We start from the raw sequence: 23,361 nt of genomic DNA on the forward strand, positions 1-23,361 counted from the left end.
GGACCCAAGGATCACGAAAGAGAGAACTGAATGACTACTCGTGCAACCATTGCACGCCACCGCGCGGAGGTCACCAAGACCAACTCGCTGGCTGTCATTGCTAAGGCCGTCGGCGACAACGCCGGTGGTATGGGTCGCCAGGCCGCGGTTATCGCCGCAGCCTCCGGCCTGGTCCTGACCAGTGGTATCGCAGCCAACGCTGCCGAGACCAACGTTCAGCGTGAATCGACTTCCGCTTCGGCCATGGAAGTACAGTCCAACGCACCGGCCACGATCTCCGCGGCCTCCAGCATCGCGATCTCCTACGAGAAGCCTGCTGTCACCACCGCGCCGGCTCCGGTTGTCGAGGCGGTCAAGCCCGTCGTCAACGTCCAGGAAGCGGACACCGCCGTCACCGGTACCGGAACTGGTACCGGCACCGCGGTTACCGCATCGCTGGCCACCAAGGCTCCGGCCGCCGTCAGCGGCATGGGCGCTTCGATCGCCGCTGCTGCCTACGCACAGATCGGTGTCTCCCAGGACTGCACCATGCTGGCCACCAACGCGCTGGCCGCAGTCGGCGTCCACTACCACGGCTGGCCGGCGGGTTACCTGTCCCTGGGCCGCACCGTGAGCGCCGCCGAGGCCCAGCCGGGCGACCTCGCCTACTACCAGAACGGCGGCATGGGCATGGCCCACATCGCCGTTTACGTCGGCAACGGCATGGCCGTCCATGGCGGTTGGAACGGCGGCACCACCGCGCTGTACAGCGTCAACGTGGGCTCCGGCCCGGTCTTCATCCGCGTCGGCGGCTAGGACTTAGGCGCGTCTAACGCCTGAAGCTTTGTGAAGGACCCCTGCCCTCGCGGCAGGGGTCCTTTGCAGTTTGCGGCTCGTTCGCGCCCGACCGCCGAGGCGCGGCCAGGAAGCCCGGGGAAAGAAAAATTCGGCAATCCGGGCGTTCGGTGTTTACTCTTGTGGTGTCGATCCATAGCCCGACCATGCACAGGGCAGCCGGCCCTCGTGCCCCTGGCGGGTGCGGCCGTGAAGAGGTATGCGGATGCGCACTCTCGTTCTGAATGCTGGATATGAACCGCTGGCGGTAGTCACCTTCCGCCGGGCGCTGGTGCTTGTACTGACCGGGAAGGCCAGCGTGGTGGCCGAGGGGGATGACCCCGTGGTGGGCCCGCAGGATATCCTCGGCCGACCGACGGTGATCCTGCTTAACCGGTACATCAGGCCGCGCTACAACACCCTGACGGCCGTGAGCCGCAGGGGAGTGCTCCGCAGGGACAACCACCGTTGCGCCTACTGCGGCAAGGCTGCCCACACCATCGACCATGTCCACCCCAAGTCGCGGGGCGGGGCGGATTCCTGGGAGAACCTGGTGGCGGCCTGCCTGCGCTGCAACAACGCCAAGGGAGACCACACGCCCGCCGAAATGGGCTGGAAACTGGGCTTCGTTCCCGGGCCGCCGAAGGGCACGATCTGGCAGATCAAGGAACTGGAGAAGCCGACGCCCGCCTGGGATCCGTTCCTGCTCCCCGAAAAGGCGCACTGAGCAGGCGCACCGGCGTCGCGGGCTGACCCGGCCGCGGTGAGGCCGATGCGGCTAGGCTGGGCTGGTGGAATTTGACGCTGTTGTACTCGCCGGGGGCCGGTCCGCCAGGCTTGGCGGCGTACCCAAGGCCCGGCTGACGGTCGACGGCGGCACCCTGCTAAGTCGGTCACTGCAGGCTGCCCGGGGCGCCCGCCGGACCGTCGTCGTCGGCCCCGACCCCGGCGACCTCCCACCAGATGTGCTCGGCTGTCGCGAGGACCCGCCGTTTGGCGGACCCGCCGCCGCGATTGCCGCCGGCCTTTCCGCCCTGGCCGCCGTTGGGCGCGGCGAGCCCGCCGCAGCCGGCGCGGCCTCGCTGACCCTCGTGCTGGCCTGCGACATGCCCCGCGTGGCCGACGCCGTCCGCGCCTTGCTCGACGCACTGGCTGATGTCCTCGCCAATGCCCCGGGTGACGCCGCGGCCGGCCCCGTCGACGGGTTCGTGGCCGTTTCGGCGGACGGCCGCCTGCAACCCCTCGTGGGACTTTATGGCACGGCCGCGCTAGAACGCGCCGTCGCCGACGCGGCGCGGCGGAACGCCCTCGAGGGGGGCTCAGTGTTCTCCCTCCTTGCTAGTCTTGAGCTGCGGCAGGTTCCGGTTCCGTCGGGTTCCACCGATGATGTGGACACTTGGGACGACGCCTCCGCCATGGGGGTGTCCACGCCCGGTCCGGGCCAGTCCGGGGCGCTGGGGCCCAACTCAACTTTGGAGGCAAACGGTGAAGAGCCAGGATGAAACGCTTGAAGACTGGTGCCGTGCGCTGCTCCAGGCCCTTGAGCTCGAAGATGTCGAGATCGACATCAACGAAGTGCTGGGGCTGGCCGGTGTGGCCGCCCACTCCGTCGTCCGGCCGGCCGCGCCGCTGACCACCTTCATCGCCGGCTTCGCCGCCGGCCTGGCGTCCGGATCCGGCCAGGCGCCGGACAGCGTGTCAATGCAGGCCGCCATGGGCGTGGCCCGGAAGCTCGCCAAGGAGTACGCCGCCGCCGAGGCTTCCGGGGCATGACCCCGGAGCCCCCTGACGGCAGCAGCGGCGTCGAGGACGACGATTCCGTGTCCGAACCGTCCGCCGCGCCACCGGATGCCGACGCCTCCGTCGACAATAACGCCCACGACGACGATGACGCCGACGACGGCGCCGCCGCCGTCGCGGAGGCGCCGCACCGGCATGTCGCCCACAGCTGGCAGGAAGCCCGGCAACTGGCCTTCGACTGCGCCGTGCCCATCCCGTCCTCGCCCATTCTGCTMCGGCACGCCTTGGGCCGGACGCTGGCCGTGGACCTGACAGCACTGCATGACATGCCCCACTACGCCTCCTCCGCGATGGACGGCTGGGCGGTCAACGGCAGCGGCCCGTGGATCCTGGCCGAGCCGGGCCAGCGGCTGGCCCCGCACCAGGCGAGCCCGATCAACACCGGAGGACTGATCCCGCCGGGTGCGAAAGCCGTGCTCCGCAGCGAGAGCGGCGTCATCGCCCCGGACGAGGACGGGCTGCCGGTCCTGAAACTGGGCGGTGGCGCCAAGCCCGGGGAACCCCGCAACGGCGAACACATCCGCAAGGCCGCGGAGGAAGCCGCCGCCGGAGAGGTGCTGATCAAGGCCGGCGCCGTGCTCAACCCCGCGCACCTGGCCCTGGCCGCCCTCGCCGGTCACGACGCCCTGCCGGTCCTCGGCAAGGCGATGGTGCGGCTGGTGCTCACCGGCGCCGAAGTCGTCAGCACCGGCGTCCCAGCGCCAGGGGAGGTGCGGGACACGTTCGGGCCGCAGCTCGGCGCCGTCGTGGAAATGCTCGGCGGAATCTGCGCGGGCGAGGTCAAGATCGGGGACAGCGACGCCGAATGGCTCGCCGCGCTCGAAGACACCGAAGACACCGGCGCAGCTCACGATCCGGTGGGCGGCGCGGAGTCGGCCGGCGAGACACTCCCGGCCGACGTCGTGATCACCACAGGCGGCACCGGCCGCTCCGGCACTGACCATCTCAGGCGCACGGTTGCGGAATTGGGCGGCAGGCTGCTGATTGATGGCATCGCCATGCGCCCGGGCCATCCCGCGGTGCTGGCCGAACTGCCGGACGGGCGCTTCGTCATCGGGCTCCCCGGGAACCCGCTCGCCGCCATGATGGCGCTGTCCACGATTGGCGCCCCGCTGCTGGCCGCGCTGGGCCACGGGACGCCGCCGCCGGTGACCGAGGTGCCGTGCGGGACCATGATCGAGCCCGACCCCGGCCGGACCAGGCTGATGCCGTTCCGTATGCTGTACGGGATGGCATCGCCGGCGCAGCACACCGGCCCGGGCATGATGCGGGGACTGGCGGCGGCCGACGGCATCCTGGTGGTCCCGCCGCACGGCGTCCAGCTGGGGGAGCCGGTCCCGGCGTTTGCCCTCCCGTGGGGAGCCGCGCTTCCGGAGCCCGCCCCCGCGAAGGCTGCCGCCAAACCGGCCACCAAGCGCACCGCCAGGAAGCCGGCACCGGAGGGTCCGGTTGACTGGAGCGGTCTGCTTGGCTGACGCCCGGACAGAGTTCATGATGGATTCAGGGGCGAGCCGCCGCAGCTGGCGGCCGAACCCGCACTTAACGCTGATGAGGAGTATCCTATGGGCCGCGTGACACAGCGCCGCAAGGTGCACAAATTTGTCCTGGACGGCTCGCCGCAGGCGCTAGAGTTCCCGGTCCGGCACCGGGAAGACGTGTTGGCGGTCGAGGAGCCGCTTGAGATCCGGCTGGGCAATCTGTCCTTTTCCGTCACGATGCGGACCCCGGGCAACGACTTCGACCTTGTTGCCGGGTTCCTGGTCTCGGAGGGCGTCATCTGGACGCCGGATCAACTCGTCTCGCTGCGTTTCTGCGCCGGCGAGGACGAGGACGGCGTTCAGACCTTCAACGTCGTCGAAGCGCAGCTGCGCCCCGACGTCGTCCGGCCGGACACGGGGCGAAACTTCTTCACCTCCAGCTCCTGCGGGATCTGCGGCACCGACTCGATCGACGCCGTGCGCAAGTCCTCGCACTTCAGCCCGGCAGCGGACCCGCTGACCGTGCCGGTGGAGACCCTCGCCTCGCTGCCGGACCGGCTGAGGGAGGCCCAGGCCGTTTTCGACGTCACCGGCGGCGTGCATGCGGCGGGACTCTTCCGGATTGCCGACGACGGCTCGGCCGAGCTGCTCTGCCTGCGCGAGGATGTGGGCCGGCACAACGCAGTGGACAAGGTGGTGGGCTGGGCGCTGCGCGAAGGCCTGCTGCCCTTGAGCGGGACCGTGCTCCAGGTTTCCGGCCGGGCATCCTTCGAACTGGTGCAGAAAGCCTCGCTGGCCGGGATCCCGGTGCTGGCCGCCGTCAGCGCGCCCTCCAGCCTGGCCGTCGAACTCGCCGAGGACAGCGGGATGACCCTGGCCGGGTTCAGCCGTGGCACCACCTTGAACGTCTACGCCGGCCACGAACGCGTGTCCATGCGGCAGTCATCGGCCAGCGGCGCCCCCGCTTAACAACGTTGGCTTAACCGAGGCGGCCGACGTAGATTTTATCCATCGACTGGACACAGGGGTCGACCACGACTTGGCAACACCGGCACCAGCGCGAAGAGGATCACATTGCACGACGACCGCCGTCTCACGGAAGTCCGGCTGGACCGCTTTCTGCGCGAACGCATCATCCCCGCCGTGTACCCGCGCCGGGTCCCGCTCACGCTGAGCAGCTGGGACGTTGCGGGGGAACCGGTCCCGGTACAGGATGCGCTGCGGCAGACGTTCGTCCCGCAGGATCAAGGGGCGGCGTGGGGACAGCCATGGAGCACCAAGTGGCTGCGCCTCCAGGGCGAGGTCCCCGACTCCTGGGGCAGCCGCGCGGACACCGCCGTCGAAATCCTGGTGGACCTCGGCTTCAGCGGTGACCTGCCCGGGTTCCAGTGCGAGGGTACGGCCTGGCGGGCCGACGGATCGGTAATCAAGGCGATCTCCCCGCGGAACCAGTACATCCCCCTCAAGCTGCTGGGCAGCGGCATGTCCGTGGACTTCTACGTCGAAGCCGCTGCGAACCCCGACCTCTCGCAGGGCTGGACCTTCGCAGCTACCCCTTACGGCGATAAGGCGACCGCCGGCACCGAGCCGCAGTACCGGCTGGGTCCGATCGTCATCGCCGAGCTCAACCAGGCCGTCTGGGAACTGCACCAGGACATTGCCACGCTTAGCGGGCTGATGCACGAACTCCCCATGGAGCTGCCCCGACGGCACGAGATCCTCCGTGCGCTGGAACGGATGCTGGACGTCATGGACCCGGACGATGTCCCCGGCACCGCTGCCGACGGCCGTGCCGCGCTCGCCGAAGTCCTCGCCCGGCCGGCCTACGCCTCGGCCCACCAACTCGTCGCCACCGGCCACGCTCACATCGACTCTGCCTGGCTGTGGCCGGTCCGGGAAACCATCCGGAAGTGTGCGCGGACCTTCTCCAACGTCGTGGCGCTGATGGACGAGGACCCTAGCTTCGTCTTTTCCTGCTCGTCGGCGCAGCAGCTGGCCTGGATCAAGGAGTACTACCCGGAGCTGTTCGGGCGCATCCGGGAAAAGGTCAAAACCGGCCAGTTCGTCCCGGTGGGGGGCATGTGGGTCGAATCGGACAGCAACATGCCGGGAGGCGAAGCCATGGCGCGCCAGTTCCTGGAGGGCAAGAGCTTCTTCCTGGCCGAGTTCGGCGTCGAATGCCAGGAAGCGTGGCTGCCGGACACCTTCGGCTACTCCGCCGCGCTGCCGCAGATCGTCAAGGCCGCCGGCAGCCGCTGGTTCCTGACCCAGAAGATTTCTTGGAACCAGGTCAACCGGATGCCGCACCACACCTTCCACTGGGAAGGGATCGATGGCACCCGGCTCTTCACGCACTTCCCGCCCGTGGACACCTACAGCTCCGAAATCAGCGCCCGGGAGCTGGCACACGCCGAACGCAACTACCGGGACCACGGCCGCGGCACCATGTCCCTGCTCCCGTTCGGCTACGGCGACGGCGGCGGCGGACCCACCCGGGAGATGCTGGCGGCGGCGCAGCGCAACGCGGACCTGGAAGGTTCGCCGAAGGTGCGGCTGGGCTCGGCCGCGGAGTTCTTCGCCGGCGCCGAGGAGGAATACCAGGGCCTCCCGGTCTGGGTGGGCGAGATGTACCTGGAACTCCACCGCGGCACGTATACCAGCCAGGCCAACACTAAACGGGGCAATCGGCGCAGCGAGCACCTCCTCCGGGAGGCGGAACTCTGGTGCGCCACCGCCGCGGTCCGAGCCGGCGCCGCGTACCCGGCGGCGGAGCTCAAGCGGCTCTGGCGGCTGGTGCTGCTGCAGCAGTTCCATGACATCCTTCCCGGCAGCTCGATCGCCTGGGTGCACCAGGACGCGGAGCGGAACTACGACGCCGTCGCCCGCGAGCTGGAGGCGATCACCGCCGCCGCCGCCGTGGCCGTGTTGGGAGAGGGCGAGCAGGAGTTCCTGCTCAACGCGGCCCCGCACCCCCGCCGCGGTGTCCCGGCGCTCGCCGCCGCCACGCCCGTCAACGCGGCCGCACCCGTGCAGTCCACGGATGCCGACGGCGGCTACGTGCTGGACAACGGGATCATCCGCGCGGTGGTGAACGCAGACGGACTCCTGGTCTCGCTGCGGGACCACGCCAGCGGCCGTGAAGCAATCGCGCCGGGGGAGTTCGGCAATCTCCTCGAACTGCACCGGGACACCCCAAACGAATGGGACGCCTGGGACATCGACGCGTTCTACCGCCGCAACGTCACCCCGCTGACCGAGGCCCGCTCCGTGACGCTGGAACGCGACGGCGGGGCCGCCGTCGTCGTGGTGGAGCGGCTCGCCGGAACCTCCGCCGTGACCCAGCGGATCCGGCTGGAACCGGGTGCGCCGTCGCTGGCGATCTCCACCGCGGTGGACTGGCAGGAACGTGAGAAGCTGCTTAAGCTCGGCTTCGCCCTCGACGTCCGGGCCGATCGCTCGGCCTCGGAGACGCAGTTCGGCCATGTGTTCCGGCCCACCCACCTCAACACCTCGTGGGAGGCCGCCAAGTTCGAGATCTGCGCACACCGGTGGATCCACGTGGCCGAGCCCGGGTACGGCGTCGCGGTCTCGAACGCCGCCAGCTACGGTCACGACGTCACCCGCAAGATCCGCGCGGACGACGGCGGGACGACCACCACCGTCCGGGTTTCGCTGTTGCGGGCACCCAAGTTTCCGGATCCGGACGCGGACCGCGGCCGGCACGAACTGACGGTCACCGTGCGGCCCGGCGCCAGCATCGCCGACGCCGTCGAGGAGGGCTACCGCACCAACCTCGCCCCGCGCGTGGTCAGGGGAGCCCGCGGCGCGGAGCCGCTGTTCACGGTCTCCAATCCCGCCCTCGTGATCGAGGCGGTCAAACTGGCGGAGGACGGCTCCGGCGATGTGATCGTCCGCCTTTACGAGTCACTGGGGGAGCGCTCCGCCGGCACGGTCTTGGCCCAATTCGCCGCCACGGGGGTGCGGACCGTGGACCTCCTGGAACGTCCCGCGGACGCACCGGGCGTAACGATTCAGGACGGTTCCGCGGAGCTGGTCCTGCGGCCGTTCCAATTGCTGACCCTGAGATTCCAGCGCTGAGCCTTCTTTGCCCGGGTCGAGCGGCCAGCCGAAGCTTGATTCCCGTTAAACAGGCTGAGTGGGAGCGGTCCTTGCGGACCGCTACCACTCATCCCCCCAATGGCGCTTGGACGCCCCGCCAGGTTCCGTAAGACTGAATCCCCATTCACGGATGCTGGCCGGCGTTTTCACACATTCATGATTATCTCACGGTCTAATGATTTTGTGAATCCCCTGGCTCACGACTGAGGAAACGTTGCCGGAGTGTTACGTGGCGGGCGGCCGCTTTGCCCGGAGAACCAGAAGGCGAGGAGTCCCAGGACGTATCCCAGCACCGCCAGGTAGTTCACGAACAGCCGGGGCAAATCCCATGACTCCGGGGCGAAGGACACGGGCACGCTCGCGACGGCCGCCACGGCTCCCACCATGGTCAAGGCGGCGCCGGTCCGCACCAGCCGTGGCAGGGCTGCGTTGATGGCTGCCCGCAGTGAAGGGAGCAGGAGCAGCGAAACAAACGCGGGGTAGCTGCGGCCGGCTGCCGCGTAGAGCGGGGCGAGAACGGCGTTCCGCCCGCTGCCTGTCATGTCTTGAAGACCGGCTGAAGAGCCCCGGGTGTCCATCAGGAAGAACGTCACTCCGACGGCCAGGCACGCGGCTGCCAGCGCCCAGCGTCCCGCGCGGCCGGTGATCAGCTCCTTCGCGCGGGTTGCGCCCAGCCCCGCGGCCAGGCGCAGCCCGACCAGGAAGACCATTCCGAACACAATGAAGCGCAGAACCAGGTTGGTGAGGTTCAAGCTCCCCAGCGCACCATCGATCGCCGCGTAGGGTCCGGGGATGCTGAGCAGACTGCAGAGGGTGGCGAGGAACAGGATCCCGAACACAGCCCTGTTGCGACCGCGCAGGGCATCCGGCAGACGCAGTAACAGAACCAGGCCGCAAATAATCAGCGTTCCCCATTCAAGCATGTCCACCTCCTACTCACTCCGGCTTGGGCTCCCGGCGCCGCGGGCCCTTGAACTCTCTCACCTAGTCGCGTCTAATCTCACCCGGAGCCTTAGTTGATGACCCCTGGAGTCGCGGGGCTTTTCCCGCCGCTTTCTCCGGCCGCTGCCGGGTTGCCGCGACCCGCGCCAGCCAGATGACGGTCAGACCAATGCTGAGGCCAAGCGCGGCGGTGAAGTTGATCTTCGCCTGGACCCCGGATGAGCCTGGCGCAAAGAGCGGAAACAGGGCCGCAGCAATCAGTGCTGCGTACCCGAAGGACAAGAGCCCGGCACCGATCCGGATCGCGGCCGGCAAACGCCCCCTGACGGCACGCAGCGTAGCAGGCACCAGGCAGGCTGCCACGAAGGCGGGGTAGACCCTCCCCGCTGTCGCGTACAGTCCGATTAGCTGGGCGTTTTCCGCGCTCCGCAGGGGCAGCCCGTTGAGGCCGGTGGAGGAGCCGGTGGTGTCCGCCAGCAGGAACAGAACCGCAGTGGCAACTGCGATGGCGCCGAGCACGGCCAGCCCCAACGGCCCTGAGACGCGGCGGAGGCCGTTCCCGTCACCGAAGGCCTTCGCGGTGCGGTAGCCGGCCAAGGCCACCGCCCCGTATACGAGAAACCTCAAGATGAGGTTTGCGTAGTTGGCGCTCCCAAGCCACGCGTCGACGGCCAGGTACGGGCCATCGATGCTCAGCAGGATCGCGCCGGCCGAGAGGAGGAAGGCGCCAACAATTGACCGGTTGCGGCCCTTGATGGCGTCGGGGACGCGGGCTAAGGCGACGGCGCCGCAGATCGCCAAGGCCGACCACTGCAGGACCGCGGTCATCTATCTGCTCCGGGGGTCCGGCTTCGCGGCGGACGCTTGGCCGCCAGACGCCCCACCCAGATCAGAACGAGCCCGAGCACAAGGCACAGAATGCCGGTGTAATTGATGACAAACTCCCAGCTGGACAGCCCGGCCGGAATGATCGGGAATGCCAGTGTCAATGCGATGGCCACGGACCCGATGCCCAGGGCAACGGCGCTGCCGCGGATAATCAGCGGGAGCCTGCCGATGGCCGTCCTGGCCAGCGCGGGCAGCAGGGCCAGCAGGACGAAGGCCGGATAGAGCCTTCCGGCGGCGCCGTAGTACTCGGCCAGCACGGCATTGCGGCTGCTTCTGGCCGCCACCCCGGCAAGTCCCGCGGAGGACCCGGCCGTGTCCATCATCAAGAACAGGATGGTGACGGCGGCGCACGACAGTAGCGCCATACCAATCCCCAAAGGACCCGTCAGGAAGCGCCGGGCATCGTCGGCACTGAAGCCTTTCGCGAGCTGGAGGCCTAGAAAGAACACCGCGGCGAACCCAAAGAAACGCAGCACCAGATTCGCTATGTTGAAACCGCCCAGCACCTGGTCAATTGCTTGGTACGGTCCCTCGATGCTCAGCAGGATGGTCAACATGATCAGGACAAGGACGTAGAAGACGGGCCGGTTTTCACCCCGCCGGGCACCGGGGATCCGGGCGAGCACCACCAGGGTGCACACTGCGAAGGTGCTCCATTGCAGGGCGCCGACGTTCATCCGAGGTTCTCCCAGATCTTTTCGGCTTGCGCCTGCTCCTGCTCCTGGCGGCGGAGTGTCTTGCCCAGGGCTTGGAGCCGCTCACCGGCCAAGGCAACCAGCTCGCCGTCGGACAGTGCATCCAGCGCGGACTGCCGGGCATCCGCGGGCCAGCCGGCTTCGGCCTCGGTGATGAGCCCCGTCGCGACGAGGCCGCCCGTCAAGCCCACGCCCCCGGCGCGCGAGGTTGCCACCGCAAGTTCCGGCGAGAGCCGGTTCGCGGTCAGCTGGGCTGAATAGTTCTGCGGGGCGACGCCGGTAGCGGCGGAAACGCGGTGGCGGAGTTCGCCGTCGTCGATGGCGTCCACCCAGTTTCGCACCGAGGTGGCGTGCGGAGCCGGGCTGAGCACGCGGAGTGTCCCAGTGCCGTTCTCGTGGTCCTGAGCGGAACGGGTAATGACGGCCCGCAGCAGGTCCATGGTGGCGACCTGGCTGACGAGCTCCGCCGGGGTGGGCGGCTGGGCAAGCCGGGTCAGGTCCGCGTACGTGCTGAAGTCGGCGAGCGATTCAGCGGGGTTCAGGCCGAGGGCCCGGCTGATGCTCACCACGGTGGTTTCGGCGACCTTGCCGCGCACCAGTTGCTGTGCCAAAGTGGTGCGCTTGACGCCGGAGATCCTGCAAATGTCCGCGGTGCTCATTGCCGGGGCAACGCCATGGAGCCAGAGTTGAAACGCTTTGGCGGGTAGTGCCATCTATGACTTTCTGCAGGGTCTTGCGCGGACTTAGCTGCTGGGCCGCTACACCGCCGGAGAAGCGCGGTGCCGCAACCCTCACATCATCATAATTCTTCAGCCGCGATCTTTTCTTGACCTTGCCCGCGGTGCGCGTCGGCCAAGGACGGGCAGTTTCGCGGGCCGCGTCGCGCGGCCACCCTTCCCAGCCAGATCAGGGACAGGCCCACCATCAGCCCGAGCACCCCAACCAAGCTGATGATGTATTGGATGAAGGCCAGGCGCTGGGGCAGGAGGTCGCTGATGGGCAGAAGGATCATGGCGGCGGATCCGGCCGTCAGGAGTGCCGCTCCGCCGCGAACGAGCCCCGGCAGGCGGGATCGAAGGGCCTTGATGGTCGCCGGCAGAAGGCAGGCCGCCACGTATGCCGGGTAGAGCCGGCCGGCCGTCGTATAGAGGGCGATCAGTTGGCGGTTAGGGCCGCTCTGGTCCGGCAGCGTGGCCAGTCCCACTGAGGTGCCGGCGGTATTCGCCATCAGGAACGGCACTGCGGTGGCGAGGCAGATGGTTGCCAGCGCCGCCAGGCCCACGGGGCCGAGGAGCAGGCGGAGGCTGTGGGTGTTCTCAAAGCCCTTGACAATCTTGTACCCGGCCAGCAGGACGGTTCCATAAACCACATAGCGCAGCGCCAGGTTGGCGTAGTTGTAGGAACCCAGGAAACCGTCAATCAGCGTGTAGCTCCACTGGATGCTCAGCACCATGCCCACCGTGACAAGCAGGAAAATGCCGAAGAGCGAGCGGTTTTCTCCGCGCAGCGCCGCTGGCAGGCGGAGGAAGGTGATCAGGGCACAGACAGCCAGGACGAACCATTGCAGGGCACTGATCATGGGCGTTTCCTTTTCCAGCGCGTCCGCACGTGCTTCCGTTTGTGCGTCTTCACTCACGAGGGTCCGGGACGCTGGCAATTTTGCCGTGGGACCCAATTCAACTATGCTAGATGCTCGAACCCGCTGGTCCGTACACCCCCCAAGTCCGGACCAGCGGGTTCTTCTATGCCCGGCGGGATGTCGGCGGATCTGCTACGAATTTCCGGCCCCTGACGGCTGCCTGCGGCCGTCCGTTTTGGGCCTCAGTGAGAGAATGGACTAATGACTGCAACCCTTGTTGCCAAGGACCTTTCCGGTGGTCACGACCACCGGACTCTCTTCTCCAAACTCTCCCTCACCGTCGCGCCGGGCGACGTCGTCGGCGTCGTGGGCGCCAACGGTGCCGGCAAGTCCACGCTGCTGCGGCTGCTCGCCGGCGTCGACCAGCCGCAGGAGGGAACGGTRAGCCTTGCCCCGGCCGACGCGTTCGTCGGGTGGCTGCCGCAGGAGCATGAACGGATCGACGGCGAAACCGTGGCCGGCTACATCGCCCGGCGCACCGGTTGCGGCCAGGCGACGGCGGACATGGAGTCCACCGCGGAGGCGCTGGGAACCGGCGCCCCGGGTTCCGAGGACGCGTACTCGGTGGCGTTCGACCGCTGGATGGCGTCCGGCGCCGCGGACCTGGAAGAGCGGATTCCGCCGGTACTGGCGGACCTGGGCCTCGAGGTGGGACCCGACGCCGCGATGACCGGGCTCTCCGGCGGGCAGGCCGCCCGGGTGGCGCTCGCGGCCCTCCTGTTGAGCCGCTTCGACATCGTGCTCCTCGATGAGCCCACCAACGACCTCGACCTGGGCGGCCTGGCCAAGCTGGAGGCCTTCGTCCAGGGACTGCGCGGCGGCGTCGTCCTGGTCTCGCACGACCGGGAGTTCCTGGCCCGCTGCGTGACCACGATCGTGGAATTGGACCTGGCGCAGAACTCCGTCGCGGTTTACGACGGCGGCTACGAGGCCTACCTGGAGGAGCGCGCCGTGGCCCGCCGGCACGCCCGGGAACGCTATGAAGAGTTCGCCTCCACCAAGGCAGACCTGGTCTCCCGCGCCCGCACGCAGCGTGAATGGAGCTCCCAGGGCGTCCGCAACGCGATGAAGAAGAGCCCGGACAATGACAAGATCCGCCGGGCAGCGAACACCGAGTCCTCGGAAAAGCAGGGGCAGAAGGTCCGCCAGATGGAATCACGGATCGCCCGGCTCGAGGAAGTCGAGGAACCGCGCAAGGAATGGCAGCTGCAGTTCAGCATCGGGGCGGCGCCGCGCTCCAGCGCCGTCGTCGCGACCCTGCGGGACGCCGTCATACACCAGGGGGACTTCACCCTGGGGCCGGTGAACCTGCAGCTCAACGCCGGCGAGCGGATCGGCATCACCGGGCCTAACGGGGCGGGCAAGTCCACCCTGCTGCGCCTGCTGCTCGGCGTGCAGCGGCCCGACGCCGGCGACGCCTCCATGGGCGCCTCGGTGGCGGTCGGGGAAATCGACCAGGCCCGCGGGCTGCTGGCGGGGCACCTCAAGCTTGCCGACGCCGTTGAAGCCGTGCTGACGGACCAGACCCCGGCGGAGGTGCGCACCCTGCTGGCCAAGTTCGGGCTCAAGGCCGACCACACTGCCCGGCCCGTTGACTCGCTCTCACCGGGCGAACGGACCCGGGCCGCGCTGGCGCTCCTGCAGGCCCGCGGAGTGAACCTGCTGGTCCTCGACGAGCCGACCAACCACCTGGATCTTCCCGCGATCGAGCAGCTGGAGGAAGCCCTCGACAGCTACGACGGTGCCCTGCTGCTCGTCACACACGACCGCCGACTGCTGGAAAACGTGCGCCTTGACGTGCGCTGGAACGTCGTCGACGGCGTCGTCACCGAACTGCTGGGCGCGAGCGCCCCGAAAGGTACCAACCGATGAGCATGGACCGGGTTGCCTGGAGCTCCCTTTACAACATCACCCGCGCCTCGAGCGGCTCCAAGCCGTTCTCCAAGGAACTGCTCAAGCGCGTGTTCGGCTTTGCCCGGCCGCATCGGGGCCGGCTGATCGCCTTCGTGCTGCTGTCCATCGTGATGGCGGTCCTCGCGGTCGCCACGCCGGTGCTCGCCGGCCAGGTGGTGGACGCGATCATCGCGAAGGCGGACGCCGGCACCGTGATCTGGCTGGCCGTGCTGATCGCGATCGTGGCGGTCGCCGAGGCCGGGATCGGGCTGGTGACGCGCTGGCTGTCCTCGACCATCGGTGAAGGCGTGATCGTGGACCTGCGCACCAAGGTCTTCGACCACGTGCAGAAGATGCCGATCGCGTTCTTCACCCGGACCCGCACCGGGGCGCTGGTCAGCCGGCTCAACAACGACGTGATCGGCGCGCAGTCGGCCTTCGCCGGCACGCTCTCCGGTGTTGTCAGCAACGTGGTGGCGCTGGCCCTCACCCTCGTGGTGATGCTGAACAAGTCCTGGCTCGTTACCGTGCTGGCCATGATCCTGCTGCCAATCTTCCTCATCCCGGCCCGCCGGATGGGCTCCAAGCTGGCCGAGCTGCGCCGCGAGGCGGCCGAGCACAACGCCGCCATGGGCACGCAGATGACGGAACGCTTCTCCGCCCCCGGCGCCACCCTGGTGAAGCTCTTCGGCAGGCCCGACGAGGAATCCCACGAATTCGCGCTTCGCGCCGGCCGGGTGCGGGACATCGGCGTCCGCACCGCCATGCTCCAGTTCACCTTCGTCACGGCCCTGACCCTGGTTTCGGCCCTTGCCCTCGCGCTGGTCTACGGCCTGGGCGGCTGGCTGGCCCTTGGCGGGCAGCTCGCCGCGGGCGACGTCGTCGTGCTGGCACTGCTGCTCACCCGCCTGTACGCGCCGCTCACCGCGCTGTCCAACGCCCGGGTGGAAATCATGAGCGCCCTGGTCAGCTTCGAGCGGGTCTTCGAGATCCTGGACCTCAAGCCGCTCATCCAGCAGAAGCCGGACGCGGTGGAATCGCCGCGCGGCCCGCTCTCGGTGGAGTTCGACGACGTCCGCTTCTCCTACCCCTCGGCGGACAAGGTCTCGCTGGCCTCGCTCGAGGACGTCTCCACGCTGGACACCCGCGGCGGCGAGGAAGTGCTGCACGGGATCAGCTTCCGGGTGGAACCGGGCCAGACCGTGGCGCTGGTGGGTTCCTCGGGCGCCGGCAAGTCCACCATCGCGCAGTTGCTCTCACGGCTCTACGACGTCGATTCGGGCGCCGTCCGCTTCGGCGGTGCGGGGTCCGGCGCCGGCGTGGACGTCCGCGACCTCACCTTCGATTCGATGCGCGAAACCCTGGGCATGGTCACGCAGGACGGGCACCTCTTCCACGAGAGCATCGCCTCCAACCTGCGCCTGGCCCGCCCGGGCGCCAGCGAAGAGCTGATGTGGGACGTGCTGCGCCAGGCCCGGCTTGAGGACATGATCCGCTCGCTGCCGGACGGGCTGGACACCGTGGTGGGGGAGCGCGGCTACCGACTCTCGGGAGGCGAACGGCAGCGGCTCACCATCGCCCGCCTGCTCATCGCCCAGCCGCGGGTCGTGATCCTGGACGAGGCCACGGCCGCGCTGGACTCGACGAACGAGGCCGCGGTGCAGGAAGCGCTTGGCGCGGCGCTCGAAGGCCGCACCGCCGTGGTGATCGCGCACCGGCTTTCCACGATCCGCGCCGCGGATGCCATCCTGGTGGTCGAGGACGGCACGATCGTGGAACGCGGGACGCACAACGAACTGCTCGCCGCCGAGGGGCGCTATGCAGAGCTCTACCGGACCCAGTTCGCCGAGGCCACCGCGGTGGCCGCTGAGGCGGTGCCGGAACTCTAGCTTTTCCGGGCCGCCTTCGCGGCTAGGGCCGGCAGAACATGGTCCGTAAGCAGCGGAGCCAGGTCGTCCGGCAGCCCGGCGGCCAGGTCCAGCCAGCGGATTTCGGCGATCTCCGCCGACGGGTGCGCGGTCCAGCTGCCTGCTGCATTAACTAACGTGGGCGCGGTGAACACCGTGGCCTCGATCTGCGTGGCGGCCTCGTTGGCGGCCTCGGCCAGCCAACGTCCGAAGGGTTCGAGGTCCTCGGGCGCCACAATGATGCCGACTTCCTCCTCGAGTTCCCGGGACGCCGCCTGTGCCGCGGATTCACCGGCTTCGGGTTTGCCGCCCGGATGCATGAACTTGTCAGTGCCGCGCTTGCGGACGGTGAGGAGGCGTCCGGCGTCGTCAAAGACGCAGACGGCGGACACCACGATGCGGGGATTCACGGCCGCTCGGTGCAGCACGGATTCGAGCAGCAGATCCTTGGCCGGACCCGTGACATCCCAGCGGTAGCGGAAGTCATCCGGACCGAGCTTGGTGTACCCGACCCGGTACGTGTCGGGATCGCACCAATGCTGGTCCCGGTTGTCCTGCCCGCCGAAGCCGATGCGGTGAAAAGGGCGGCCGTCGGGGAAGAACATGTCCATCGTCGCTGGTGTTGCCGAGGGCTTGAGCAGATACTCGCGGCTTGCCGGGCCGGTAAACGGCGCACCGCCGGCCGGGTTCCACTGCACGGTGCCTTCTTCGCGGAAGCGGAGGCCGCCGTCGTCGGTTTCAGTGAAACGGACGACGCCGTTAAAGGTGCCGCGGCTGCCGGTGGCCCGGTCCAGCATGGTGCGGTCCACGCTCCAGTTGCCCAGCAGGTAGGCGCGCAGTTCAAAGCGCGGCTCAGCGGGCTGGTCAGGTTCCGGGCCGGCGCCCGGCGTCTGGGAGTCCAAGTGCCCTCGATTGGAATCGAACCAACGACACCGGCTTTAGGAGAGCCGTGCTCTATCCACTGAGCTACGAGGGCGGGCGAACAGGCGGGCGGCCTTCGGCCGGCCCGTCGGGACACGGATACAAGCATACAAGGTGGGGGCGCGTACTACGCTCTTGGCATGACAGCCTCTGCCCCGACGGTTTCCCGGGAGCTCATCTACATCCCCGACGTGGCCTCCGCCCGGTTTTATCTCGGCGCGCTCGCGAAATTGAGCGTGCTGCAGTATTTCGTCGCCGAAGCGGCGGTGATCGGCGCCTGGGCGGGCCGGGAGCCGTACAGCCGGCGCACCGGCTACATCAGCGATCTCGGCGCCCTTGGCTGCGGCGAATTCTCCGGCCGCGACGTCTGCTCGCCGGCGCACCTGCTGATGAATGCCTCGTTCGTGGTGCAGGGGATCGGCATGATGGTCGGGGCGCTGCTGCTCAGCTCGGCCGTGATCGGTGTTGCCGCCCGGGCCGGAACCAGGCTCGCCGTGGCCCCGGGCCGGCGGTCGCCGTCGGCCGCGGCGTTTGGCGCCCGTTCGCTCAGCATCACCGCGGGCGCCGGAACCGTGATCGTGGGACTGGTGCCGGAAGACGCCGGCTCCGGCTGGCACGTGGCCGGAGCGCTCATGTACTTCGCCGCGGGAGGTCTGGCCCTCCTGCTGGTCGGCTGGCTCTGGCGCAAACAGACACCGCTGGGCTGGTTCATCCTTGCCTGCGGCGCGGTCGCCCTGGCCGCGCTCATCGCCGGCGGAGCGACCGGGATGCGGGTTCCCGAACCCGGCACGCTGGAACGGCTGATGGGGTATCCCATCACGATTGGCACGGCGGCACTGGGACTGGTCGTCGCGCAGCGCGTCCGGCAGGAGCTCGTTGTGCGGAAGCGTGCGCGCGTGCAGGGGAGTTCTCCCCATCCCGCCGGTCGCGCCTAGCCAGTAGGGTGAGCGCACGGTCTGAACTATTTGGGGGAATCGTGCTGCAAAGTATTGGGGATCCTGATCTCAACATTTTTGAGATCAGCGGGCTGGCCTGGGCGGTCGCCGTTGACAGGGCGCTGAGGGCACTTGCCGCCGAACCGGAGATCGACTTTGCCGCCTACCAGCAGTCCTCAACCGCCCTGGCGCTGGGCTCGCTGGAGCCGGCGGACACTCGGCGACTCGACGCGGAACTTCGCGAGGCAGGCATTGTCGGCCCGGACGGCACGATGCCGGAGCAATGGCTGCTGGCGGTGCTGATTGCCGTCAGTGCCCCGATCCGGGTCACTGTCGTGGCCCGAACCGGGGAGCACTCCGCGCACACCCACCTGGGCCTGGCTGGCGGGCACGGAATCGCCGTCTCCTACCGGCGGCGGATCCGGACCACGGACGCGGGCACGGCCGTGACCGGGATCCAGGACGTCGTCGAGGTGGCCCTGTTCGAGGAGCGGCACGCCTGGTCCGCCGTGCGACGGATTCTTCCGGGCTTCACGGAGCTCCAGGCCGGCCCAGGCAGCGCCCGCGGCCTGGACAGCGACCGCGGCCTGGACGGCGCCCGCACGCCGGTCAGCCCGCAGCAGCTTCAGGCCGTTGGCAGCGCCGAGCTGCAGCAGGACGTGAAGGACGCAGTCCTGGCCCCGCGCTGCACCGTGCACCTGGACGTGGTGGCGGCTCCGCCCGGGACCGCGCCTGCCTTCCGCGCCGCGGATCTCTGGCACCTGTCGGAAAAGCTCTATTCGGTGCGGACCAGCGGCGACGACGGCGGCCGTTCCCTCGTGATGGTGGATGTTCCGCCGGGGGATGTGGCCAGGGAACTGTTCTGGCGGCTGCTCGGAGCGCGCGAGTTCCTCGCAGGTTCCGCGGGTCAGGCGGCGCAACGGTGAGCCTGCACGGAATGGATGTGGAGTCCGGACGCCGGCTCAGCGAAGAACTGGACCGGGCCGGCGAGCGGCTGCTGGCGCTGAGCGCCAGCCTGACCCCCGCCATTGCCGCCGCCCCCTGGGCCGGCCAAGACGGCCAGCGGTTCAAGGATGAATGGGCCGGGCACCGGCAGCGGCTGACGGGGGCGGGAAACGCGCTCAAGGCGGCGTCGGGCGCAGTGCGGCGCAACGTCGAAGAGCAGCTCGAAGCCAGCAACCACGGCGCCGGGGCCGGCGKCCTTTCCGGCGGCCCTTCCGGTGCCGGGGCCGGCGGCGGGTCCGGCGATGCGGGCGGTGCCGGCGGCGGCTCCCTTTTCCACCGACTGGGACTCGACCGGCTGGCGGGCGGCGTTGCCGACACGGCAGGGGATCTCTGGAACCAGGGCGGCAAGGTCCTCAGCACGGTGGGAGCCGCGAGCGACTTCGGCTGGAACTGGCTCCAGGACGGCGCGCCCCTGCCGGTCAGGAACCTGATGGATGCCCAGTCCAACGTGCTGGACCAAGTCGGCCACTATGGAGACATGGGAATGCGGTGGCTGAGCACCGGCGAGCCCCCTTCGCTCACCGAACTCGCATCGAACGGCGTCCTGCTCAGGGCCGGAGTCCTCTCCCTGGCCGCCACYGCGCTGAGCGTGGGTACCTACAACCCGCATCTGCTCGACGATGGTCGGCCGGTGGCTGGCGAGCCGCTCCCGGTTCCGGTCGGAGAACCTGCCGGGACGGACAAGGACGGCCGATTCAACACCCCGGTGCCCTCGACCATCAGTGCGATCCTGCAGACCACCAATGCCGCCTACGGTGACGAAGGCAAACCTGCGACACCCGACGCTGCCGTCCGCATCACCACGATCCACAAGCCCGGGGAACCGGACGCCTGCATCGTGAGCATCCCCGGAACCACCCGTTGGTACCCCGACGGCGCTGCCAACGCCACCGACCTGACGGGCAACCTGGAGCTGGCCGGCGGCAACTTGTCCACGGCGTCCCAGGCGGTCCGCCTGGCCATGGAAAACGCAGGTATCCCGGACGCGGCGCCCGTGATGCTGTCCGGCCATTCGCAGGGCGGCATGATTGCCGCCGCCCTGGCGTCGGACAATTCGTTCACCAACCGGTTCAATGTGACGAACGTCGTGACATTTGGCTCCCCGGTGGACTCTGCGCCGATACCGGCCCGCATTGACGTTCTTGCATTGCAGCACGCGGGTGATCCAGTCCCCAAAGTCGACCTCGGGGACCTCACGGTGGGACAGGACGGAAGTGTTTCGGCCAGCCAGGACAACGGCGCGGTCAAGGTCACACTGCCCAACCCCGCCGTGGCGCCCGGCGTTGCCGGGATCGGCTACCACGACGGCGGCGAGTACGTGAAGTCCACCGGCAGCCTTGAGCACCAGGGACCGATCGCCGACTACGCTCAAAGGGAGTCGACCCAGCAGTTCCTGACCACGGACCCCGGCCAGGTCAGCTCCACCGTTTCGAGCATCTCGCGCAAGCAATGAGCGTGAGCAGCCCGACGCCGAACCATAGCGGAAGTTATCGATGAAGAAGCTATTCCACCCCATTGCAGGAGCACTGATCGTGGGCATTCTCGCGGCAACACTGGCGGCCTGCGGCCTGGGCGGACCCTCCGAGCCGGATCAGCTGGAGGCCGCCCTGCAGAAAGCCGGAAAGTCCGTCCCGGGCGTGACCGCCGTCCAGGCCGACGCCAACGTCAACACCTCCGGCAAATTCATCACGGTGAAACTGGTCGGTGAAAGTGCGGACAAGGCAGCGCTCACCCAGACGTTGGGGCGGGCCATGCCGGCCCTGCTGGACAGCCTCAAGGACGTGAAAGGCGGCACCCTCGGGGTTAGCATTTTTTCGCCCGACGACGCCGTCCATGCCGGCCCCGCCGATCTCGGATACAGCGGCTCAAGCTCGCTGTCGAGTATTCGCGAATACTTCGCCCGGTAATTATGGAATTGCCGCGCCCGCGCAACTGTGGGGCTTTCGGCGATTCTGTGTCGCGGGGGTGTCTTATGTCTCATATATACGGCTACTTGCACTATCATGAGGGCATTCGCCGGAATGTTCCGGTGCCTCGTGCGGGAGAACGGGTCCAGCGCACGCCGAATTGCCGACTTTGTAGTCTGTGGGGGCACATGTCTGATCAGCTGGTTGCGCCGCGCCTGGCAGCGACTTCTTTCGGCGACCCCACCAGTGCCCCTTCGCGGCTGGCCTCTGTCCGTCGGATTGCCATCCGATGACAGTCGAAGCCCCGATTGCTCCGGACGGGCAAATCCCCGAGGAACCGCCGGCAGTCATTGACGCACCCGACGCCGGGACGCCGTCCTCGTCCGGGTCCCGGACAGAGCTCGGCCTGGCGGACTTGGGGCTGGCCGAGCCGGTCATTCCCGCGACGGAAGCCTCCGCGGAGCCCGTCATCGGCGTCCGGCTGCTCGAGGGCGGCATCATTGAAGTCGCGCTCCCGCCGAACCAGGAGATCGAGGGTCCGGAAGCGCGGGTGGCCGGTGAAACAGTCCGGATGCTCGCCGGCGGCGAGAGGGTTCCGGTGCTGCTGGTCATCTCCGGCGTCGTGGGCGTCAGCGTGGAAGCGCGCCAGGTCTACGCCGGTTCCATCGCGGCGTCGGCGTTCGCGCTGGTGGGCGAGAGCCCCGTGGACCGTGTCATTGCGCATTACCTGCTGCGCTCAAGAACCGAAACGATCCCGGCGGAGTTCTTCCTTTCGCGGATAGAAGCCCTCAAGTGGTTAAGGCCTTATACGAGTGAAAAGTGATGTTCCAGACCCCCGGCTCCATGCGCTCGTGGAGGGCATTGTCCGGATTGCGAGCGGAGACCTAAGTACCCGGATTCCTCATTCCGGTGCGCGCGACGACGTCGCCGCCGTCATCGCGGGCATCAACCTGATGGCCGATGACCTGCAGACCATTTACCAGGAGCTCGAGGAGCGGGTCGAGAGCCGGACCGCCATGTTGCGCCAGGCCCAGGTTGAGCTCGAGCGGATGGCGCTGACCGATCCGTTGACCCAGCTGGCCAACCGGACGGCGCTGAACTCGGTGCTCAGCCACGCGCTGGCGGAGACGTCCCGCGGGGAGATGCCGCCTGCCCTGCTGATTCTTGACCTTGATTCCTTCAAGGGCATCAATGACACGCTAGGACACAGCGCGGGGGACGATGTCCTGCGCGTGATTGCCCGGCGTCTCCAGGACGCGGTCCGGGTCACCGATACCGTGGCGAGGCTGGGCGGGGACGAATTCGCCGTCATGCTGCCTAAATCCAACCTCGTGCGGGCCCGGCGGGTAGCCAACCGGATCCTGAAGGCGCTCAGTGAGAGCCTGGAGATCGGCGACCTGCGGGTCACGTGCGGCACCAGCATTGGCGTCCGCGTCGCCGAACCGGGCCAGTCCGCCGATGACCTGGTGATGGAAGCCGACACAGCCATGTACGCCGCGAAGGCGCAGCCGCACAGCGGGATCAAGGTCTTCGAACCGGCGCTGTTGTACGCCCGCAGGCTGCAGAGCCTGATGGTCACGGAGATGCGCGAGGCGATCCTCGAGGATCAGCTGACGCTGCATTACCAGCCGGTGGTGGAGCTCGCCACCGGGCGGATCGAGGGCGTCGAGGCGCTGGTCCGCTGGAACCACCCGGAGCGCGGGCTCCTGATGCCGGACCAGTTCATTCCGCTGGCGGAGGAGACTGGGATGATCGTGGAGCTGGGGCACTGGGTGCTGCGCAACGCGGTCCGGCAACTCCGGGACTGGCAGGACCGGCTGGCGCTGGACAGCGCGTTCTCCGTCCGGGTCAACATCTCCACCACCGAGCTGCAGAACCTCGAGCTCATCGAACACGTCCAGGACATCCTCCGCGAGACAGGTGTGGATGCCGCGAACCTCATCATCGAACTGACCGAGTCCATGGCCGTGACCGGCGGCGACGTGGACAAGTACTCCCTGAGCGGGTTGCGGCAGCTGGGGGTACAGCTCGAAATCGACGACTTCGGCACCGGCTACTCTTCCATCAGCTACCTGCGCAAGCTGCCCGTGAATGTGGTCAAGATCGACAAGAGCCTGATCGACGGGCTCGGGACGGATGCGGAACAGGGCGGCTTTGTCGAAGCTGTGCTGCATCTGATCCATGCGTGCGGGCTCAAGGCCGTGGCTGAGGGGATTGAGACCGCCGAACAGGCCGACGAGCTGGTCCGGCTGGGTTGCGCCAGCGGCCAGGGCTACTACTTCGGGCGCCCGGCGCCCGCCGAGGCCGTTGAGGCGCTCATCAGCCAGGACAGCTCGGTTTCGCAGTAGCCACGCAGTGGCGCGGGCGTGCCGGAGTGGCGCGGGCGTGCCGGAGTGGCGGACGACGGCGGCTGGACGGC

General features: G+C 68.4%; 21 protein-coding genes, 1 tRNA gene and 1 pseudogene. 15 read left to right on the forward strand and 8 right to left on the reverse strand.

Annotated elements, in window-relative coordinates:
- Window positions 1–30 precede the first annotated feature (30 nt).
- From AC1DGE_RS12725 to AC1DGE_RS12755, 7 genes are all read left to right on the forward strand, one after another.
- Entirely contained in the window at window positions 31–795 is a 765-nt protein-coding gene (locus AC1DGE_RS12725; RefSeq protein WP_476917562.1) for an NlpC/P60 family protein, read from the forward strand.
- A gap of 244 nt (window positions 796–1,039) precedes the next feature.
- Window positions 1,040–1,540, forward strand: a complete 501-nt coding sequence (locus AC1DGE_RS12730; RefSeq protein WP_441418266.1) for an HNH endonuclease — start codon at window positions 1,040–1,042, stop codon at window positions 1,538–1,540.
- Window positions 1,541–1,604: 64 nt separating this feature from the next.
- Complete coding sequence (gene mobA / locus AC1DGE_RS12735) at window positions 1,605–2,315, forward strand: molybdenum cofactor guanylyltransferase (protein WP_441418267.1); 711 nt, start codon at window positions 1,605–1,607, stop codon at window positions 2,313–2,315.
- On the forward strand, window positions 2,299–2,586 hold the full coding sequence (locus tag AC1DGE_RS12740; protein ID WP_349627252.1) for a DUF6457 domain-containing protein: 288 nt from the start codon (window positions 2,299–2,301) through the stop codon (window positions 2,584–2,586). The genes mobA and AC1DGE_RS12740 overlap by 17 nt, the downstream gene beginning before the upstream one ends.
- Window positions 2,583–4,088 carry a molybdopterin-binding protein gene (locus AC1DGE_RS12745; RefSeq protein WP_476893146.1) on the forward strand — a complete coding sequence of 502 codons (1,506 nt, stop codon included), beginning with the start codon at window positions 2,583–2,585 and terminating at the stop codon, window positions 4,086–4,088. Before AC1DGE_RS12740 ends, AC1DGE_RS12745 begins: the two co-directional genes overlap by 4 nt.
- Before the next feature lie 87 nt (window positions 4,089–4,175).
- Window positions 4,176–5,060, forward strand: coding sequence for a formate dehydrogenase accessory sulfurtransferase FdhD (fdhD, locus tag AC1DGE_RS12750; protein WP_476909111.1), 885 nt, complete (start codon window positions 4,176–4,178; stop codon window positions 5,058–5,060).
- Window positions 5,061–5,165: 105 nt separating this feature from the next.
- Complete coding sequence (locus tag AC1DGE_RS12755; protein ID WP_476909112.1) at window positions 5,166–8,189, forward strand: alpha-mannosidase; 3,024 nt, start codon at window positions 5,166–5,168, stop codon at window positions 8,187–8,189.
- 218 nt (window positions 8,190–8,407) lie between these two features.
- On the opposite strand, the gene AC1DGE_RS12760 is transcribed toward AC1DGE_RS12755, so the two are convergent.
- From AC1DGE_RS12760 to AC1DGE_RS12780, 5 genes are all read right to left on the reverse strand, one after another.
- Window positions 8,408–9,133 (reverse strand): hypothetical protein, encoded by a 726-nt coding sequence (locus AC1DGE_RS12760; RefSeq protein WP_441418271.1) that lies wholly within the window; start codon window positions 9,131–9,133, stop codon window positions 8,408–8,410.
- Window positions 9,134–9,194: 61 nt separating this feature from the next.
- The gene (locus tag AC1DGE_RS12765) at window positions 9,195–9,980 is read right to left on the reverse strand and encodes a hypothetical protein (protein WP_441418272.1); all 786 of its coding nucleotides are present in this window, start codon (window positions 9,978–9,980) and stop codon (window positions 9,195–9,197) included.
- Window positions 9,977–10,717, reverse strand: coding sequence for a hypothetical protein (locus AC1DGE_RS12770; protein ID WP_476917563.1), 741 nt, complete (start codon window positions 10,715–10,717; stop codon window positions 9,977–9,979). The genes AC1DGE_RS12765 and AC1DGE_RS12770 overlap by 4 nt, the downstream gene beginning before the upstream one ends.
- Window positions 10,714–11,448 (reverse strand): hypothetical protein, encoded by a 735-nt coding sequence (locus AC1DGE_RS12775; RefSeq protein ID WP_476893141.1) that lies wholly within the window; start codon window positions 11,446–11,448, stop codon window positions 10,714–10,716. Before AC1DGE_RS12775 ends, AC1DGE_RS12770 begins: the two co-directional genes overlap by 4 nt.
- A gap of 86 nt (window positions 11,449–11,534) precedes the next feature.
- A complete protein-coding gene (locus AC1DGE_RS12780) occupies window positions 11,535–12,314 on the reverse strand; it encodes a hypothetical protein (protein WP_441418275.1) in 780 nt (259 codons plus the stop codon).
- A 261-nt stretch (window positions 12,315–12,575) separates the two neighbouring features.
- Between AC1DGE_RS12780 and AC1DGE_RS12785 the strand changes: the two genes are divergently transcribed.
- Window positions 12,576–14,246, forward strand: a complete 1,671-nt coding sequence (locus AC1DGE_RS12785) for an ABC-F family ATP-binding cassette domain-containing protein (RefSeq protein ID WP_441418276.1) — start codon at window positions 12,576–12,578, stop codon at window positions 14,244–14,246.
- Window positions 14,243–16,156 carry an ABC transporter ATP-binding protein gene (locus AC1DGE_RS12790; RefSeq protein WP_441418277.1) on the forward strand — a complete coding sequence of 638 codons (1,914 nt, stop codon included), beginning with the start codon at window positions 14,243–14,245 and terminating at the stop codon, window positions 16,154–16,156. The genes AC1DGE_RS12785 and AC1DGE_RS12790 overlap by 4 nt, the downstream gene beginning before the upstream one ends.
- Here AC1DGE_RS12790 and AC1DGE_RS12795 read toward each other — a convergent pair.
- The 3 genes and pseudogenes from AC1DGE_RS12795 to AC1DGE_RS12805 form a co-directional block, all read right to left on the reverse strand.
- The gene (locus AC1DGE_RS12795) at window positions 16,153–16,584 is read right to left on the reverse strand and encodes an NUDIX hydrolase (protein ID WP_441418396.1); all 432 of its coding nucleotides are present in this window, start codon (window positions 16,582–16,584) and stop codon (window positions 16,153–16,155) included. The two genes, AC1DGE_RS12790 and AC1DGE_RS12795, sit on opposite strands and share 4 nt — an antisense overlap.
- A gap of 18 nt (window positions 16,585–16,602) precedes the next feature.
- Window positions 16,603–17,076: pseudogene (locus AC1DGE_RS12800) on the reverse strand (DUF6314 family protein); the annotation flags it as partial.
- Window position 17,077: 1 nt separating this feature from the next.
- Window positions 17,078–17,150 (reverse strand) — tRNA-Arg (locus AC1DGE_RS12805).
- 85 nt (window positions 17,151–17,235) lie between these two features.
- Here AC1DGE_RS12805 and AC1DGE_RS12810 point away from each other — a divergent pair.
- From AC1DGE_RS12810 to AC1DGE_RS12835, 6 genes are all read left to right on the forward strand, one after another.
- Window positions 17,236–18,030 carry a DUF998 domain-containing protein gene (locus AC1DGE_RS12810; protein WP_441418278.1) on the forward strand — a complete coding sequence of 265 codons (795 nt, stop codon included), beginning with the start codon at window positions 17,236–17,238 and terminating at the stop codon, window positions 18,028–18,030.
- A 41-nt stretch (window positions 18,031–18,071) separates the two neighbouring features.
- Window positions 18,072–18,956: a hypothetical protein gene (locus tag AC1DGE_RS12815; protein WP_441418279.1), complete on the forward strand. Its 885-nt coding sequence runs from the start codon at window positions 18,072–18,074 to the stop codon at window positions 18,954–18,956.
- Window positions 18,953–20,488 (forward strand): PGAP1-like alpha/beta domain-containing protein, encoded by a 1,536-nt coding sequence (locus AC1DGE_RS12820; RefSeq protein ID WP_476917564.1) that lies wholly within the window; start codon window positions 18,953–18,955, stop codon window positions 20,486–20,488. Before AC1DGE_RS12815 ends, AC1DGE_RS12820 begins: the two co-directional genes overlap by 4 nt.
- A 40-nt stretch (window positions 20,489–20,528) precedes the next feature.
- On the forward strand, window positions 20,529–20,942 hold the full coding sequence (locus tag AC1DGE_RS12825) for a hypothetical protein (protein ID WP_441418281.1): 414 nt from the start codon (window positions 20,529–20,531) through the stop codon (window positions 20,940–20,942).
- Window positions 20,943–21,231: 289 nt separating this feature from the next.
- Complete coding sequence (locus AC1DGE_RS12830) at window positions 21,232–21,765, forward strand: DUF7793 family protein (protein ID WP_441418282.1); 534 nt, start codon at window positions 21,232–21,234, stop codon at window positions 21,763–21,765.
- On the forward strand, window positions 21,755–23,290 hold the full coding sequence (locus tag AC1DGE_RS12835) for a putative bifunctional diguanylate cyclase/phosphodiesterase (RefSeq protein ID WP_441418283.1): 1,536 nt from the start codon (window positions 21,755–21,757) through the stop codon (window positions 23,288–23,290). Before AC1DGE_RS12830 ends, AC1DGE_RS12835 begins: the two co-directional genes overlap by 11 nt.
- Window positions 23,291–23,361: the final 71 nt, after the last annotated feature.

Source organism: Arthrobacter sp. 05N425 (assembly GCF_056397125.1).